Consider the following 15,429-nt stretch of genomic DNA (forward strand, 5'->3'; position numbering starts at 1 on the left):
GAGGTTTTGACGCCCGCTTTTTACTACGTATTTAACTCAGGACATGGGTACGAATGACTTCTGCGATGCCGGGTTGCATATGATCGGCGATCATTAAGTCGGCACGTTGTTTAATGGCGTCATCCGCATTGCCCATGGCGACCCCGAGCCCGGCGGCTTCTAACATGCTCAAATCGTTATAGTTATCGCCAAATGCCACGACCTGATCCATGCTCAGTCCCTGTGCGAGCACCCATTGTTGCAAACGCTTACCTTTGCTGTTGCCGTGTTTGACGATATCAACATGATCGCGCCATGACCACTCGCACGTCAGCCCGAGCTCTGCCTCTACTTTTTCAGCAAAGGTACGCAAAATAGAAATATCGACATGGGTCGTAGCCAGCTTCCAGATAGTCTGTGCCTGGTCAACGGCCTGCGTCAGGCAATCGACCTGCAATAGCGTCGGCCGTTGGGCGGCCGGTAGGGTTTCTGCCCATGCCAGTGAGCGGATTACGTGTCCGCTTGGTTCTTGATACAGCATGGCATTATCCACATACATCAATCCGTTAATATCACTCTGACTAAGTATGTTAAGAGCCTGTTTGACCTGTGATTTGGGCAGCGGATCGCAAGCTAGCACGTTGTTCTGCTGGTAGTCATACAAATAAGTACCATTACAGCAGATGACTGGCGTATCCAATTGCAGTGCCTGATAGAACGGATGGATGGCGACGTGATGACGGCCCGTCACCAGCACCACTTTAATACCTGCGACACGTGCAGCAGATAGGGCTGCCAGAGATTGCGGTAAGATACGTTTTTGCTTGTCAAGCAAGGTGCCATCTAAATCGAGGGCAATGACGCGGTAGCTCATAATAATCCCATTGTCGGTAGGCACAAAGGCCGATTCATCGCGGAACCGCGTGAAAAATAGATTAAGTTAGTGAAAGTATTAGACTGGGATCGCAAAAATGCAAGCTAGCCAAAATTAGCCGCTAATCTGAGGTTTATTCCAGTGTGCTGGCTGTTAATACAGCAGGGCTAGGTGCTCTTTTATATTAATTTTTTTGATACTTTGAGATTTATCGATACCTATCAAAGACGTCAGTAAACTCCCTTCACTGGTGGCCAGATGCTGTACCCGGTTGCCTTGTAATAAAAACCTACCCGACCGCAATGAAACACAGGGTTGTTAAGTCTCTGTTGTCAGGTAAGCTAGGGAAAACCGCACGATCTGAAACCGGTTTCAATCTTTCTCAGTAAGGAGCCACAATGAAGCAAATCGTTTACGTCGCCAGTCCCGAAAGCCAACAGATTCACGTATGGCAGTTAGATAACCTCGGTGCCTTGACGCTGTTGCAAACCGTCGATGTGCCTGGGCAGGTCCAGCCGATGGCGATTCATCCAGATAAAACCCACCTGTACGTTGGTGTGCGTCCGGCGTTTGGCGTCGTCAGTTACCGCATTGGCACCGACGGCCAGCTACAGCAAGCGGGTATGGCTCCACTGCCGGGCAGCCCGACCCATTTGTCAACTGACTTACAGGGGCGCTATGTGTTCTCTGTTTCTTACAGCGGTAACTGCGCCACTATTAGCCCCATTGGTCACGATGGGGTAGTGACGGCACCGCTACAGCAACTTGATGGTCTTACTGCGCCCCATTCAGCCAATATCGATCCCACCAACCAATTGGTGTTAATTCCGTGCCTGAAAGAAGATCGCGTACGGTTGTTCACCCTGAATCAAGCTGGTGAACTGGCGCCACACAGACAGGCTGATGTCAGCACCGCCGCAGGTGCGGGGCCACGTCATATGGCGTTCCACCATAATGATCAATACGCATATCTGGTAAATGAACTCGACAGCACGGTCGACGTGTTGGCGATCGGTGAAAACGGCCAAAAGTATACGACGGTGCAAACGATTGATGCGATGCCAGCCGGTTTTGACGACACTCGTTGGGCGGCGGATATCCACATCACGCCGAATGGCCGTTTCTTGTATATCAGTGACCGTACCGCCAGCATTTTGAGTGCCTTCGCCGTGTCGCAAGACGGCAGTACGCTGAGCGTTATCGGCCATTACCCAACGGAGCAGCAACCACGTGGTTTCAATATCGACCACAGCGGCCGCTTTATCATTTCCGCTGGGCAGAAATCTGACCATGTTGCGGTACATGAAATCGATCAAGAGAGTGGGAAACTGACAATGCTGGCGCGTTATCCGGTGGGCAAAGGCCCTATGTGGGTTAGCGTGTTGGCTAGATAATGGCAGGGGCGCGCGTGGCGTGCCCAATATCGTCACGGTGAGCATAATCAGCGGTATGTCACCGTGATGATAGCGCTGATCAAACGGTTAAAATGTACCTTGAACCCTATCATCGTTCCGTCTTGCAACTCATGGCTGCTTAAACGAAAAGTTATGGTGACTCCTCATCACTAATCAATCAGAAAGACCAAACTCGATCGTTTTAACATCATTACATCAGCTTTACACGATCGACGTGTGCTTGAGTCATCAAATAAGTTAACATTGTTTACACAATTTTATCTTCAGCGCGGCAACCTGCGGGGTACTTAAGCTAAGTCATCATGATTTCACTAAAAAAACGCACGCCGTGGTTTAGTTGGCTGCGGCGATGGGCCAAAGGTATCAAGCGAGACATTGTGGCGCTGTGGTTGGCGGCGCGTGACCGCCGTACTCCGTGGTATGCCAAACTGATTGCTTTGCTAGTGGCGGGTTATGCAGTTTCGCCGATCGATTTAATCCCGGATTTTATACCGGTATTAGGTTATATAGATGATGTGATCATCATTCCATTAGGTATCTTGCTGGCGGTGCGTTTGATCCCCAAACCCTTGATGGTGGAACTACGCGAAACAGCGCAACGGCGCATTGATAATCCCCGCGGTCGGTTTGCGGCGTTCGTCATTATTGTGTTATGGATTCTGTGTTTGATAGTACTGGCCCGTTATCTGGACCAGCACTGGTAATACTCATGCTACCGCAGCGGCGATCGCAGCGGTTAGACGGCTCAGTTGTTGCGGTTGGATGATGTACGGTGGCATCAAATAGATCAGTTTACCAAAGGGACGAATCCAGACGCCGCACTCAACAAAATGGCGTTGTAATTGCGCCACATCAACCGGTTCATTCATTTCCACTACGCCAATCGCCCCCAGCACACGCACGTCGGCCACGTTGGGCGATGCTGCCAGCGGTAACAGTTGCTGTTTGAGCTGGGCTTCGATCGTGGCGACCTGTTGCTGCCAATGGTTTTCTGCCAGCAGCGTCAGGCTGGCGTTGGCGACCGCGCAGGCCAGCGGGTTACCCATAAACGTCGGGCCGTGCATAAAGCAACCGGCTGCGCCATTGCTGATGGTTTCAGCGACGTGGCGAGTTGTCAGGGTGGCGGACAGTGTCATATAGCCGCCGGTCAACGCTTTACCCAAACATAAAATATCCGGCGTGATATCGGCATGTTCACAGGCAAACAGTTTACCCGTGCGGCCAAAACCGGTGGCGATCTCATCGGCGATCAACAGAACGTCGTAGCGGTCGCACAGTTCGCGCACGCGGCGTAAATAGCTGGGATGATAAATCCGCATGCCGCCCGCTCCTTGCACCACGGGCTCAAGGATCACTGCCGCAACCTCCCCGGCATGCTGTTCCAACAAGGCGGCAAACGGTGCGATATCTTGTTCATCCCACTCGCCATCAAAGCGGCTTTGCGGCGCGGTAGCGAACAGGTGCGGCGTCAAATAACCGTGATACAAACTGTGCATCGAATTATCTGGATCGCATACCGACATCGCACCAAAGGTGTCGCCGTGGTAACCGTGGCGTAGCGTGAGAATACGCTGGCGCTTTTCGCCGCGCGCCTGCCAGTATTGCAGTGCCATTTTTAACGAGACTTCGACCGCCACCGAGCCCGAGTCGGCTAAAAACACACATTCTAATGTTGAGGGTGTCATCTCGACCAGCTTGCGACACAGCGCGACGGCGGCCGGATGGGTAATGCCGCCAAACATCACATGAGACATTTTTGCCAATTGTTCGGTCGCGGCCTGATTCAACTGCGGATGATTATATCCGTGAATCGCAGCCCACCACGACGACATACCGTCAATCAATTGACGGCCATCACTCAATTGCAATTCAACCCCGAAAGCCGCCTCTACGGGATAGCATGGCAGGGGATGACTCATAGAAGTGTAAGGGTGCCAGATGTGGCGTTGATCAAATTCGAGGTCGTTCGTAGAGAGAGACATACTTGTAAACCAAACATATTACCGAAAGGTTGACAGTATAGTCACAATATCTAAACTGACGACACTTTTTTCATTTTGGAGACGCCGTGATGGCCGATCGCATTCACTGGACAGTGGGGCTTGCCCAGGCCCTGTTTGATAAACCTTTACTCGAATTATTGTTTGAAGCGCAAACCGTTCACCGTCAGCATTTTGATCCCCGCCAAGTGCAGGTCAGCACGTTGCTGTCGATTAAAACCGGTGCCTGTCCGGAAGATTGTAAATACTGCCCACAAAGTTCACGTTACAAGACCGGGTTGGAATCAGAACGTTTAATGCAGGTAGAGCAGGTATTGGAATCGGCTCGTAAGGCCAAAGCCGCGGGGTCAACCCGTTTTTGCATGGGCGCCGCTTGGAAGAATCCGCACGAACGTGACATGCCGTATTTGCAGCAGATGGTGCAGGGCGTGAAAGCGATGGGGATGGAAACCTGTATGACGTTGGGTACGCTGGATGGTGCGCAGGCCGAACGTCTCGCTGAAGCCGGATTGGATTACTACAACCATAATCTGGACACCTCACCCGAATTTTACGGCAACATCATCACCACCCGCAGCTATCAGGAACGTTTGGACACCTTGGACAAAGTGCGTGACGCGGGGATTAAAGTTTGCTCGGGTGGCATTGTCGGCCTGGGAGAAACGGTGCGCGATCGTGCCGGGTTGTTAGTACAACTGGCGAACTTGCCGAAGCCGCCGGAGAGCGTGCCGATCAACATGCTGGTCAAAGTGAAAGGGACGCCGCTGGCCGATAATGACGATGTTGATCCTTTTGATTTCATTCGTACCATTGCCGTGGCGCGCATCATGATGCCTGCGTCCTACGTGCGTCTTTCTGCCGGCCGCGAACAGATGAATGAGCAAACGCAGGCGATGTGCTTTATGGCCGGTGCTAACTCGATCTTCTACGGTTGCAAGCTGTTGACTACGCCGAACCCGGAAGAAGATAAAGATACGCTGTTATTCCGTAAGTTGGGGCTTAACCCGCAGCAAACCACGACTGAACAGGGTGATAACCAACAACAGCAGGTACTGGCGCAGCAATTGCTGAATGCTGACACCGCTGAGTATTACAACGCGGCGCAGTAATGAGTTGGCAACAACGGATCGATCAGGCATTAGCGCAGCGGCGGCAGGCGGCAGCTTATCGTACGCGCCAGGTGAATGAGGGTGGCAATGGCCGCCATATTCGGCTCAACCAGCAGCAGTATCTCAATTTCTCGGGTAACGATTATCTGGGGCTGAGCCAGCACGCTGAGGTGATTGCCGCTTGGCAACAAGGAGCCCAGCAGTATGGCGTGGGCAGCGGCGGTTCTGGCCACGTCACCGGCTTTAGCCAGGCTCATCAGCAACTTGAATCACAGCTCGCGGATTGGCTGGGTTACCCGCGTGCATTGTTATTTATTTCGGGTTATGCGGCTAATCAGGCGGTGTTGGCAGCGCTCATGCAGGCAGACGATCGCATTGTGGCGGACAAACTCAGCCACGCATCACTGCTGGAGGCGGCGGCACACTCGCCGGCGCAGCTGCGGCGTTTTCGACATAACCAACCTACCTCGTTGGCGGATCTGCTGATGAAACCCTGTGTGGGGCAGCAGTTGGTGGTGACGGAAGGCGTATTCAGCATGGATGGCGACAGCGCACCGTTGGCGGCATTACACCGGCTCAGCCGTGAAAACGGTGCCTGGTTGATGGTTGACGATGCACATGGAATCGGGCTGCAAGGTGAACAGGGGCGCGGCAGTTGCTGGCAGCAAAACGTGCGCCCAGACCTACTGGTTGCAACCTTCGGCAAAGCATTTGGTGTGAGCGGCGCTGCGGTGTTGTGCGATGAGCCGTTAGCCGAATATCTGCTGCAATTTGCCCGTCACTTGATATACAGCACCGCAATGCCGCCCGCGCAGGCCTGCGCTTTACAAGCGGCATTGCACTGTGTGCAACAGGGCGATGAATTACGTCAGCGTTTGCAAGACAGCATTCGGCGCTTCCGGGCTGGTGTCGCCGGCTTACCGTTAACCCTGAGCGACTCATGTACCGCCATTCAGCCATTGCTGGTGGGGGATAATCAGCGAGCGTTAGATCTGGCGCAGGCGTTACGTCATCACGGTTTATGGGTTAGCGCGATTCGGCCACCCACGGTGCCGGCGGGCGGGGCCCGGTTGCGCATTACTCTGACGGCAGCACATCAGCCGCAGGATATCGATCGTCTGCTGGAGGTACTGCACGATGTCAGCGCCGGAATTTGTTGATAAACACGCCGTGGCCACGGCATTTAGCCGCGCGGCGACAAGTTATGATGCGGCAGCCGCGCTGCAACGTGAAGTTGGCGAGCACTTACTGGGGATGGGGGGCGATTATCCCGCTCAGCGGGTGCTTGATGCCGGCTGCGGCACCGGCTATTTCAGCCGGCGCTGGCGTCAGTTAGGTAAACAGGTCACCGCGCTGGATTTGGCACCGGGTATGCTGGCTTTCGCCCGGAGCCAAGGGGTGGCCGATGATTATTTGCTGGGGGATATCGAACATATTCCGCTTCCCGATGCCAGCGTCGATCTGAGTTTCAGCAGTTTGGTGGTGCAATGGTGCGGCGATTTATCGCGCGCGTTAGCGGAATTACGGCGGGTTACGCGTCCGGGCGGCGTGACGTTATTTTCCACGCTGGCGCAGGGATCATTGCATGAATTGGGTGATGCTTGGCAGCAGGTGGATGGCGAACGTCATGTGAATGCGTTCTTGCCATTGTCGGCGATTGAGGCCGCTTGTGCACCGTATCGCTATCGGCTTGAGCCGGTACGTCGCACGCTGAATTATCCCGATGTGATGACCTTAATGCGTTCGTTGAAAGGCATCGGTGCGACACATTTACATCAGGGGCGAGAGGCCGGTTTGCTGTCTCGCCGTCGTCTGGCGGCGCTACAAGCGGCGTACCCTTGCCAGCAAGGGCAGTTTCCACTCAGTTATCATGTGGTTTATGGAGTGATTTATGGCGATTAAGCGCTGGTTCGTGACCGGCACCGACACCGAAGTGGGCAAAACCGTGGCGAGCAGCGCGTTGCTACAGGCGGCACAATTGGCGGGTTATCGCTGCGCCGGCTACAAGCCGGTTGCTTCTGGCAGTGAAATGACGCCGGAAGGTTTACGCAACAGTGATGCACTGGCATTACAAACTCACAGCAATGTGGCGTTGCGTTATGACGAAGTAAACCCTTACACGTTTGCTGAGCCGACCTCGCCGCATATTGTCAGTGCCGCATTGCAACAGCCGATCGAGTTTGTCCGGCTTTCCACCGGATTACAGCAGTTGGCGCAACGAGCGGACTGGCTACTGGTTGAAGGGGCGGGCGGTTGGTTCACGCCATTGAGCGACACCCATACCTTCGCCGATTGGGTACAGCAGGAGCAGTTGCCGGTCATTCTGGTGGTGGGCATGAAGCTGGGTTGCATTAATCACGCGGTACTGACTGCGCAGGCGGTGCAACAGGCGGGATTAACGCTGGCGGGTTGGATTGCCAACGACGTGACGGCTCCGGGCCTGCGCCATCAGGAATATCTGGTCACGCTGCGCCGTATGCTGCCCGCGCCATTTTTGGGTGAGATCCCGCATTTGCCGCAGGCGGAAAGCCAACCGCTGGGGCAGTATCTGGATTTATCCACGTTATAGCCAAGATAATTCGAGTGGCTTGTAGGCGGCAACTGATAAGTCCCGGGGAGCATAGCCGACTCTGCGACTAGGGGGAAGGAAGGCAGCCAACCCCCAAGCCACTTGAAGTATAAAGGGTATATAACCAAAGGGATGGCGTCGCGATGGCCATCCCATTGCATCACACCGCCAGATAAGCCTCGATCAGCGACGCATCCAACTGTTCTAGCGTGCCGTTGGCCACATTGCGGCCTTTATCTAGCAGGCAGAAGCGATCTGCAACGCGCCGAATAAACGGCAATTTATGCCCGACCAGCAAAATGGTGATACCCCGTTCGCGATTCAACTGATTAATCGCATTGCTGATTTCTGCGGCAATGGTGGGTTGAATACCAGCGGTGGGCTCATCCAAGATCAGTAATTCTGGCTCTAGCACTAGCGCCCGGCTAATGGCTAATTGTTGCTGTTCGCCGTCCCCCAAATCGCCAGCCCGCCGGGTTAGCATCGCGTGCAAATTCGGGAACAAATGAAAAATCAATGGCGGGATGCGGCGGTTTTTATCGCGCCCGGCCAGTAACGCTACCTGCAAATTCTCTTCGACGCTGAGTTGCGAAAATATTTGGTGCCCCTGCGGAACATAACTAATGCCGAGTGCGGCACGTTTTTCCACCGGTTGTCGCAGCAGATTTTGTGGGGGTTCGTCAGGCCGTTGCCAAATCATACTGCCACTGACGATCGGCAGATGCCCCATAATACAGTTGACCAACGTGGTTTTTCCGACGCCGTTGCGTCCCAGCAGCGCCGTACATTGGCCGCGTGGCAGTTCCAAGTTGATATCCCATAAGGTATGGCGTTGTCCGTAAAATTGATTGACTGAACGTAGGATTAACATTCGGCATTCTCCTCAAAGACCGGTTTATCACTCATCGACCCTGTGCTTCCGTACTTTTTTCCTTCCCTCGCGGTTAGCGATTTCTTTCCCGAGTGCGTTAACGTCCAGAATAAAATGCCGTTTCTCGCTTTCTATAACATCAGGGCGGATTTGGGCTAAACAGACAATCTACCGTCAAAAATGATGCTTTGTGGCTGAATGTTGTCCTTATCACGTCTTTCTGAGGCTGAAGCCTGTTTTTCATCGGCGATGGGCGCGAAAGCGCCAACAGATAATTCTGTTGTTTCTTGCCGATCTTGAATCTGTCTGTACTTTGCTTGCTAGGGCATGTTGCAACTCTCAGGCCAACTTTTATGGACTGGCTATTGGGCAGGTTTATTATGGCGATGTTAAGCGGAAAGCGCAGGGTGACAGGCTCAGAGGTCATGGGTGAAATATCGTCAAAAGTTAACCCGGACATTTTTTGCACTTTTCCAGTGCCACAAAACGGCGGGATGGTGCAAGCCTTAGCGGCTAATTATTGAAGATTGCTGAGTCACAACAAAACCTTGGATAATTCTTAATTTGGCAAGGGGGCTTTTTAGTCTTTATCGGCATAACTACCGCCATAAAAGTGTAAAAAAATAACTAAAAAAGCTAACCCGGAGCAATTAACAGGGAAAAAGTGATTTTTCTGCAACTCCCGTGGTTGGCGGGGCGGTGAGAGTTATCCACTATTCCTGTGGATAACCTTGTGCATTAGATTTAGAAAAGCGCTCTAAAGCGAGAGCGGACGCGGGTTGTCTGCGCATTGTCCGGATTCTCGTCTTTTTATTAATTTTGTTTAATTTCAGTAAGTTAGTTAAAATCAATATGTCATTGCGATGAAAGATCTTCTCCGCGCGGTTTTTCATCATGCTGCTATCGAAAAGTTAATTCGTGACAGAATCTGGGGATAAAACGGTTATTGACAATAAAATTGTCACGGTATTGTAACGCTTACGGTGCAGCGGCAATATTTCACCGCGCAATAAAGCAACGAATACGCTTGAAGCTGGTTTTATATCCAGTATCATACGCAGTGGCGAAAATCATGACGGCTTCCCATACTTAGAGGCCGTACTCAGTGGGCATCAGCATCGCTAACCGTTTGAATAGGGATCGGCCGCAGGGAACAATGCGGCGACGAAAAAGATGAAGGGTATATGAGTAAACTTTTTAAACTGCATTCCGATTTCAAACCGGCTGGCGATCAGCCGGAAGCGATACGTAAGCTGGAAGACGGCCTGGAAAACGGCCTGGCGCACCAGACGCTATTGGGCGTAACGGGGTCGGGTAAAACATTTACCGTCGCTAACGTTATCGCCGATCTAAACCGGCCGACTATGGTGTTGGCACCGAACAAGACGCTGGCGGCGCAGCTGTACGGTGAGATGAAAGAATTCTTCCCGGATAATGCGGTAGAATATTTTGTCTCTTATTACGATTACTATCAGCCAGAAGCCTACGTACCGAGCTCAGACACCTTTATCGAGAAAGATTCCTCAGTGAATGAGCATATTGAACAAATGCGCCTGTCGGCTACCAAAGCGCTATTGGAACGGCGTGATGTGGTGGTGGTCGCCTCTGTTTCGGCGATCTATGGCCTGGGCGATCCGGATCTGTACCTGAAGATGATGTTGCATCTCACCAAAGGTATGATCATCGATCAGCGTGCGATCCTGCGCCGATTGGCGGAGCTGCAGTATACGCGCAACGATCAGGCGTTCCAACGCGCGACGTTCCGGGTTCGTGGGGAGGTGATCGACATCTTCCCGGCGGAATCAGACGAATTGGCACTGCGGGTTGAACTGTTTGACGAAGAGGTCGAGCGTTTGTCGTTGTTTGATCCGCTCACAGGTCAGGTTGAACAGGTCGTACAGCGCTTTACCATTTATCCGAAATCGCACTATGTCACACCGCGGGAGCGCATCCTGCAAGCGATGGAAGAGATCAAGGTCGATCTGGCCGATCGCCGTAACGTGTTGCTAGCGAATAATAAATTACTGGAAGAACAGCGTTTGACGCAGCGTACGCAGTTTGATCTCGAAATGATGAATGAATTGGGCTATTGCTCAGGGATTGAAAACTATTCACGTTATCTTTCTGGCCGTGGCCCGGGTGAGCCGCCACCGACCCTGTTCGATTATCTGCCCGCCGATGGTTTACTGGTGGTGGACGAATCGCACGTGACCATTCCGCAGATTGGTGGCATGTACAAAGGCGACCGATCGCGTAAAGAAACGCTGGTGGAGTATGGGTTCCGCTTGCCTTCTGCGCTGGACAACCGCCCGATGCGTTTTGAGGAGTTTGAAGCGCTGGCGCCGCAAACCATCTATGTCTCCGCCACGCCGGGCAAATATGAACTGGAAAAATCCGGGGGCGATATCATCGATCAGGTGGTGCGGCCGACGGGGCTGTTGGATCCCGAAGTGGAAGTGCGCCCAGTGGCGACGCAGGTTGACGATCTGCTGTCGGAGATCCGCAAGCGCGTCGCGATCAACGAACGCGTATTGGTGACGACACTGACCAAACGTATGGCGGAAGATCTCACCGAGTATCTCGAAGAGCACGGCGAGCGGGTGCGTTATTTGCACTCGGATATTGATACCGTTGAACGTGTCGAAATCATTCGTGATTTGCGTTTGGGCGAGTTTGACGTATTGGTGGGCATCAACCTATTGCGTGAAGGGTTGGACATGCCGGAGGTATCGTTAGTCGCGATTTTAGACGCCGATAAAGAGGGCTTCCTGCGTTCAGAACGCTCACTGATTCAGACTATTGGCCGTGCGGCACGTAACCTGAACGGTAAAGCGATTCTGTATGGTGACAGAATTACCGATTCGATGGCGAAAGCGATCGGCGAAACCGAACGTCGTCGCGCCAAACAGCAGGCCTTTAACCAAGAAAACGGCATTGTGCCGAAGGGATTGAACAAGAAAATTGCGGATATTTTGCAATTGGGTCAACCTTCAACGCGTGGTAAGGGCAAAGGTAAGGGCAAGGCGACAGAAAGCGCGGCGCAGTATCAGAATCTGACGCCTAAAGCGGTGGATCAAAAGATTCGCGAGCTGGAGGCACAAATGTATACCCATGCGCAGAATCTGGAGTTTGAACAGGCCGCGGCGCTGCGTGATGAAATTCATCAGTTGCGTGAGCAATTCATTGCGTTATCGTGAGCCAGACGCCAGCCGCGCAGTCAATTGACAACATCCTTGCTGCCCCCGTATGGTGTGCGGCCAAATTGCATGATGAGTCGCTGATATGACCGCACATACCTCCAAAGATCCGCTGCACGGCATCACCTTGGAACAGTTATTGAACAAATTGGTGGAGCATTACGGTTGGCCCGGGCTGGCCGATCGCATCCGTATCAACTGCTTTAGCAGCGATCCGAGCATCAAGTCCAGCCTGAAGTTTTTGCGCCGTACGCCGTGGGCACGTAAGCAAGTAGAAGATCTTTACATCAGTACGGTTAACCAAAACCCTTGGTATCAGGGGAAAGATTAATGCCGTGCCGCCAGTTTGATTAGTGCCTGGTCGAGTGCCTGACGCAGTAACTGGCGGTCGTGGCGATACGGTATGTCGTGTGCTTCAAGGTTTTGTTGAATGACTATCCGATCCTGAACCGATTGGGTATCGACAGACGGGCTAGTAATAACGGCGTTAATCATTTTACGGCCAATCTTCTCTTCCATCAGTTCCAGCCTGTCTTTTATCGATAGCGCCGCTGCGGCTACGCTTAACTCACGCCCTAAGTTATCGATATAAATCATGTTGGCGCTGCTGCGCCGTAACGCCTGAGTGAGATCGTCGAGTAACAGCAGTGGCATCAGACTGGTGAGAAAACTGCCGGGGCCGATGAGCAGCAAATCCGCTTGGGCGATGGCCTCCACCGCTTCTCGTGTTGCATGTACATGTGGCGAAAGCATTAATTCCTGTGGCATAGCGGTGAGTTGATCAACATTCACTTCGCCGTAAACATGGTTGCCTTCATGATCGTGCGCCATCAGATCCACCGGTTGTTCCGACATCGGGATCAGCGCGGCGTCGACTTTCAACAGGTTGCGTACCAGATTGATCGCTTCCAGCGGCCGAACGCTGAGGTGATCTAACGCTTTGAGCATCAGATTACCCAGGTTATGACCCGACAGCTCACCGTTACCGCTAAAACGGTATTCAAACATCGCGGAGGCGACGCTCGGTTCGGTGATCAATTGATTCAGACAGTTGCGGGTATCGCCCCAGGCAATACCGCCCTCAGAGCGGCGGATACGTCCGGTTGAGCCACCGTTATCGGTGGTGGTGACAATGCCGGTTAAACGCGAGCCTAACGATGACAATGACGACATTACGCGGCCAAGGCCGTGGCCACCGCCAAGTGCGACGACTCTGTCGAGATCGGCAAGGGTACGATTACGCATAAGTTTCCTTCTTCCGGCCCATCGTTGACTGGGCTGGCTATTACTGAACTGAATGACCGGCAGATGCCAGCCCTGCTTCATGTTGCCACGGTGTGATTCTGCGTTTAGGGCCTGCTGGGGCTTATCTTCCCGCAGCATCAGCCAGAGTTTGCTGCATCAGCTTGCTGGCTCAGTCCTCATTCACGACTCAACATACCGTTAGCGGGCGCATTGCCATCAAAGGGGCTGTTACTGCGCTGCAACTCGAATTATTTGGCGCATAAAGTAGCGGATTTGGCGCAAAAAGGCGAAAAATAGTGCCTTTCGCGTGATGCTAGTCAATTCACCTGTGCTGTGCCCGGTTATCATAACTAACGTGTTCTACACACGAATAAAAGCGCTGTATATAGAGTTACATAGCGAAATTACGCGTTGGCTATCGTCGCTGTTTGGCGCTAGAATTCTGTGTTAACCACGGTTTCGTTGCGGTTGTTTTAGACGACTGTAATTGAGATCAATACTCCTAGCCTTTGGGCCTACGTCGTTCCGCTGGAACGATATGGCGTTTGGGCCGTGGCGAAGTTAGCCACCAGGGTGCGAGATAGAAATGTCTGCATCTCCCGTACTTGGAAAGGTGTTATGGTGCCACAACTTATTGATGCTTTTGAGCGCAAATTCTATTACCTGCGCCTGTCGATCACCGATGTGTGTAACTTTCGTTGCACCTACTGTCTGCCCGATGGCTACCAGCCAAGCGGCAGCCCTAATGCTTTCCTTTCACTGCCAGAAATCCGTCGTGTTAGCCGGGCATTTGCTGAACTCGGTACTGAAAAAGTGCGTCTTACCGGCGGTGAACCTTCATTGCGCCGGGACTTTATCGAAATTATTGCCGCAGTACGCGAAAATCCGGCAATTCGTCAACTGGCGGTGACCACCAACGGCTATCGTATGGCGCGTGACGTCGAACGTTGGCGTAACGCCGGGTTAACCGCCATTAATGTCAGTGTCGATAGTCTGGATGCGCGTCAGTTTCACGCCATAACCGGCCAAGATAAATTCCGTCAGGTCATGGAAGGCATCGATGCCGCCTTTACCGCGGGCTTCAGCAAGGTAAAGGTCAATGCGGTGCTGATGCGTGACGTCAATCATCACCAACTCGATACTTTCCTAAATTGGATTAAACACCGTCCGATCCAACTGCGCTTTATTGAGCTAATGGAAACCGGCGAGGGCGGAAAGCTGTTTCGTCAGCATCATGTGTCCGGTGATGTCATTCGCCTGCAATTAGAGCAGCAAGGTTGGCAGCGCCAACCGCGTGCTCGCAGCGATGGCCCGGCGCAGGTCTTCAGCCATCCCGATTATCAAGGTGAAGTTGGGTTGATCATGCCTTATGAAAAAGACTTCTGTGCCAGTTGTAATCGGCTACGCGTGTCTGCCATCGGCAACTTACACCTGTGTTTGTTCGGCGAACAGGGTATAACGCTGCGAGATTTGCTGGCTAATGATGAGCAATTGGATGCGCTAAAAGAGCGTATCCAGAGCGGATTGCTGACGAAAAAGCAAACCCACTTTTTGCATCAGGGCCACAGCGGTATAACGCAGAATCTCTCTTTCATCGGCGGTTGAGTCTCGCGGTGGCAAACGCACTAGGCATATCTTGGACAGGAGCAGACTTATGAGTCATGCCAGCAGTGAATTTATTCCGGCGCGTATCGCCATTCTGACCGTTTCTGATCGTCGCGGTGCAGCGGAAGATACCTCCGGTCAGTATCTGATGGAGGCGGCAAAAGAGGCCGGTCATCAGGTGGTGGCACGCGCTATTGTTAAAGATAATATTTATCAGATCCGTGCGCAGGTGTCCGCATGGATAGCCAGCGATGACGTGCAGGCGGTGTTGATCTCCGGGGGCACGGGCTTTACTGCGCAGGACAACACGCCGGAAGCGTTGTTACCGCTGTTCGATCGCGAAGTTGAAGGCTTCGGCGAGCTGTTTCGCATGGTGTCCTACGAAGAAATCGGTACCGCGACCCTTCAATCACGCGCCGTGGCAGGTATTGCCAATCAGACGGTGTTGTTTGCCATGCCGGGTTCAACGCGTGCTTGCCGTACCGCGTGGGAGCGCATCATTGAATCGCAGTTGGACGCGCGCCATCGCCCGTGCAACTTTCAGCCACATTTGAAAAAATAACCT

The 15,429-nt window shown here is 52.8% G+C and carries 15 protein-coding genes and 1 riboswitch; of the genes, 10 read left to right on the forward strand and 5 right to left on the reverse strand.

From position 1 onward, the window contains the following. Nucleotides 1–31 precede the first annotated feature (31 nt). Entirely contained in the window at nt 32–853 is an 822-nt protein-coding gene (locus ACQKDS_RS03175) for a pyridoxal phosphatase (RefSeq protein ID WP_399665692.1), read from the reverse strand. Nucleotides 854–1,251: 398 nt separating this feature from the next. Here ACQKDS_RS03175 and pgl point away from each other — a divergent pair, with 398 nt between their 5' ends. Then, nucleotides 1,252–2,247, forward strand: a complete 996-nt coding sequence (gene pgl, locus ACQKDS_RS03180; protein ID WP_399665695.1) for a 6-phosphogluconolactonase — start codon at nt 1,252–1,254, stop codon at nt 2,245–2,247. A gap of 323 nt (nt 2,248–2,570) precedes the next feature. Continuing rightward, nucleotides 2,571–2,972 carry a YkvA family protein gene (locus tag ACQKDS_RS03185; RefSeq protein WP_399665698.1) on the forward strand — a complete coding sequence of 134 codons (402 nt, stop codon included), beginning with the start codon at nt 2,571–2,573 and terminating at the stop codon, nt 2,970–2,972. Nucleotides 2,973–2,975: 3 nt separating this feature from the next. Here ACQKDS_RS03185 and bioA read toward each other — a convergent pair whose 3' ends face one another. Continuing rightward, on the reverse strand, nt 2,976–4,250 hold the full coding sequence (gene bioA, locus ACQKDS_RS03190; protein ID WP_399665701.1) for an adenosylmethionine--8-amino-7-oxononanoate transaminase: 1,275 nt from the start codon (nt 4,248–4,250) through the stop codon (nt 2,976–2,978). A gap of 89 nt (nt 4,251–4,339) precedes the next feature. Between bioA and bioB the strand changes: the two genes are divergently transcribed. The 4 genes from bioB to bioD are packed head-to-tail and all read left to right on the forward strand — an operon-like array spanning nt 4,340 to nt 7,946. Next, a complete protein-coding gene (gene bioB, locus ACQKDS_RS03195) occupies nt 4,340–5,377 on the forward strand; it encodes a biotin synthase BioB (protein WP_399665703.1) in 1,038 nt (345 codons plus the stop codon). Continuing rightward, complete coding sequence (bioF, locus tag ACQKDS_RS03200) at nt 5,377–6,537, forward strand: 8-amino-7-oxononanoate synthase (RefSeq protein WP_399665706.1); 1,161 nt, start codon at nt 5,377–5,379, stop codon at nt 6,535–6,537. Before bioB ends, bioF begins: the two co-directional genes overlap by 1 nt. Further along, nucleotides 6,515–7,279, forward strand: coding sequence for a malonyl-ACP O-methyltransferase BioC (bioC, locus tag ACQKDS_RS03205; RefSeq protein ID WP_399665708.1), 765 nt, complete (start codon nt 6,515–6,517; stop codon nt 7,277–7,279). Before bioF ends, bioC begins: the two co-directional genes overlap by 23 nt. Further along, entirely contained in the window at nt 7,269–7,946 is a 678-nt protein-coding gene (bioD, locus tag ACQKDS_RS03210) for a dethiobiotin synthase (RefSeq protein WP_399665711.1), read from the forward strand. The genes bioC and bioD overlap by 11 nt, the downstream gene beginning before the upstream one ends. A gap of 160 nt (nt 7,947–8,106) precedes the next feature. On the opposite strand, the gene ACQKDS_RS03215 is transcribed toward bioD, so the two are convergent. Both ACQKDS_RS03215 and ACQKDS_RS03220 read right to left on the reverse strand, forming a co-directional pair. Beyond that, nucleotides 8,107–8,817, reverse strand: coding sequence for an ATP-binding cassette domain-containing protein (locus tag ACQKDS_RS03215; RefSeq protein WP_399665713.1), 711 nt, complete (start codon nt 8,815–8,817; stop codon nt 8,107–8,109). 139 nt (nt 8,818–8,956) lie between these two features. After that, on the reverse strand, nt 8,957–9,277 hold the full coding sequence (locus ACQKDS_RS03220; protein ID WP_399665716.1) for a hypothetical protein: 321 nt from the start codon (nt 9,275–9,277) through the stop codon (nt 8,957–8,959). 724 nt (nt 9,278–10,001) lie between these two features. Between ACQKDS_RS03220 and uvrB the strand changes: the two genes are divergently transcribed. Together uvrB and ACQKDS_RS03230 are read left to right on the forward strand one after the other, a co-directional pair. Next, entirely contained in the window at nt 10,002–12,014 is a 2,013-nt protein-coding gene (uvrB, locus tag ACQKDS_RS03225) for an excinuclease ABC subunit UvrB (RefSeq protein WP_399665719.1), read from the forward strand. Nucleotides 12,015–12,099: 85 nt separating this feature from the next. Further along, nucleotides 12,100–12,345 (forward strand): VF530 family DNA-binding protein, encoded by a 246-nt coding sequence (locus ACQKDS_RS03230; RefSeq protein WP_399665722.1) that lies wholly within the window; start codon nt 12,100–12,102, stop codon nt 12,343–12,345. Here ACQKDS_RS03230 and yvcK read toward each other — a convergent pair. Then, nucleotides 12,342–13,259: a uridine diphosphate-N-acetylglucosamine-binding protein YvcK gene (yvcK, locus tag ACQKDS_RS03235; protein ID WP_399665725.1), complete on the reverse strand. Its 918-nt coding sequence runs from the start codon at nt 13,257–13,259 to the stop codon at nt 12,342–12,344. The two genes, ACQKDS_RS03230 and yvcK, sit on opposite strands and share 4 nt — an antisense overlap. Nucleotides 13,260–13,746: 487 nt before the next feature. Continuing rightward, nucleotides 13,747–13,891, forward strand: a riboswitch (molybdenum cofactor riboswitch). Between yvcK and moaA the strand changes: the two genes are divergently transcribed. Continuing rightward, entirely contained in the window at nt 13,878–14,864 is a 987-nt protein-coding gene (gene moaA, locus ACQKDS_RS03240; protein WP_399665727.1) for a GTP 3',8-cyclase MoaA, read from the forward strand. (Overlaps the previous riboswitch by 14 nt.) 49 nt (nt 14,865–14,913) lie before the next feature. After that, nucleotides 14,914–15,426 (forward strand): molybdenum cofactor biosynthesis protein B, encoded by a 513-nt coding sequence (gene moaB / locus ACQKDS_RS03245; RefSeq protein ID WP_399665730.1) that lies wholly within the window; start codon nt 14,914–14,916, stop codon nt 15,424–15,426. Nucleotides 15,427–15,429: the final 3 nt, after the last annotated feature.

This window comes from Serratia sp. NPDC078593 (assembly GCF_050268245.1).
In the GTDB taxonomy this organism is placed as follows: domain Bacteria; phylum Pseudomonadota; class Gammaproteobacteria; order Enterobacterales; family Enterobacteriaceae; genus JBNNGK01.

Bases quoted from the DNA above. Each gene is read 5' to 3' on its own strand.
- ACQKDS_RS03175 (WP_399665692.1), bottom strand. From the start codon at position 853: ATGAGCTACCGCGTCATTGCCCTCGATTTAGATGGCACCTTGCTTGAC.
- pgl (WP_399665695.1), top strand. From the start codon at position 1,252: ATGAAGCAAATCGTTTACGTCGCCAGTCCCGAAAGCCAACAGATTCAC.
- ACQKDS_RS03185 (WP_399665698.1), top strand. From the start codon at position 2,571: ATGATTTCACTAAAAAAACGCACGCCGTGGTTTAGTTGGCTGCGGCGA.
- bioA (WP_399665701.1), bottom strand. From the start codon at position 4,250: ATGTCTCTCTCTACGAACGACCTCGAATTTGATCAACGCCACATCTGG.
- bioB (WP_399665703.1), top strand. From the start codon at position 4,340: ATGGCCGATCGCATTCACTGGACAGTGGGGCTTGCCCAGGCCCTGTTT.
- bioF (WP_399665706.1), top strand. From the start codon at position 5,377: ATGAGTTGGCAACAACGGATCGATCAGGCATTAGCGCAGCGGCGGCAG.
- bioC (WP_399665708.1), top strand. From the start codon at position 6,515: ATGTCAGCGCCGGAATTTGTTGATAAACACGCCGTGGCCACGGCATTT.
- bioD (WP_399665711.1), top strand. From the start codon at position 7,269: ATGGCGATTAAGCGCTGGTTCGTGACCGGCACCGACACCGAAGTGGGC.
- ACQKDS_RS03215 (WP_399665713.1), bottom strand. From the start codon at position 8,817: ATGTTAATCCTACGTTCAGTCAATCAATTTTACGGACAACGCCATACC.
- ACQKDS_RS03220 (WP_399665716.1), bottom strand. From the start codon at position 9,277: ATGTCCGGGTTAACTTTTGACGATATTTCACCCATGACCTCTGAGCCT.
- uvrB (WP_399665719.1), top strand. From the start codon at position 10,002: ATGAGTAAACTTTTTAAACTGCATTCCGATTTCAAACCGGCTGGCGAT.
- ACQKDS_RS03230 (WP_399665722.1), top strand. From the start codon at position 12,100: ATGACCGCACATACCTCCAAAGATCCGCTGCACGGCATCACCTTGGAA.
- yvcK (WP_399665725.1), bottom strand. From the start codon at position 13,259: ATGCGTAATCGTACCCTTGCCGATCTCGACAGAGTCGTCGCACTTGGC.
- moaA (WP_399665727.1), top strand. From the start codon at position 13,878: ATGGTGCCACAACTTATTGATGCTTTTGAGCGCAAATTCTATTACCTG.
- moaB (WP_399665730.1), top strand. From the start codon at position 14,914: ATGAGTCATGCCAGCAGTGAATTTATTCCGGCGCGTATCGCCATTCTG.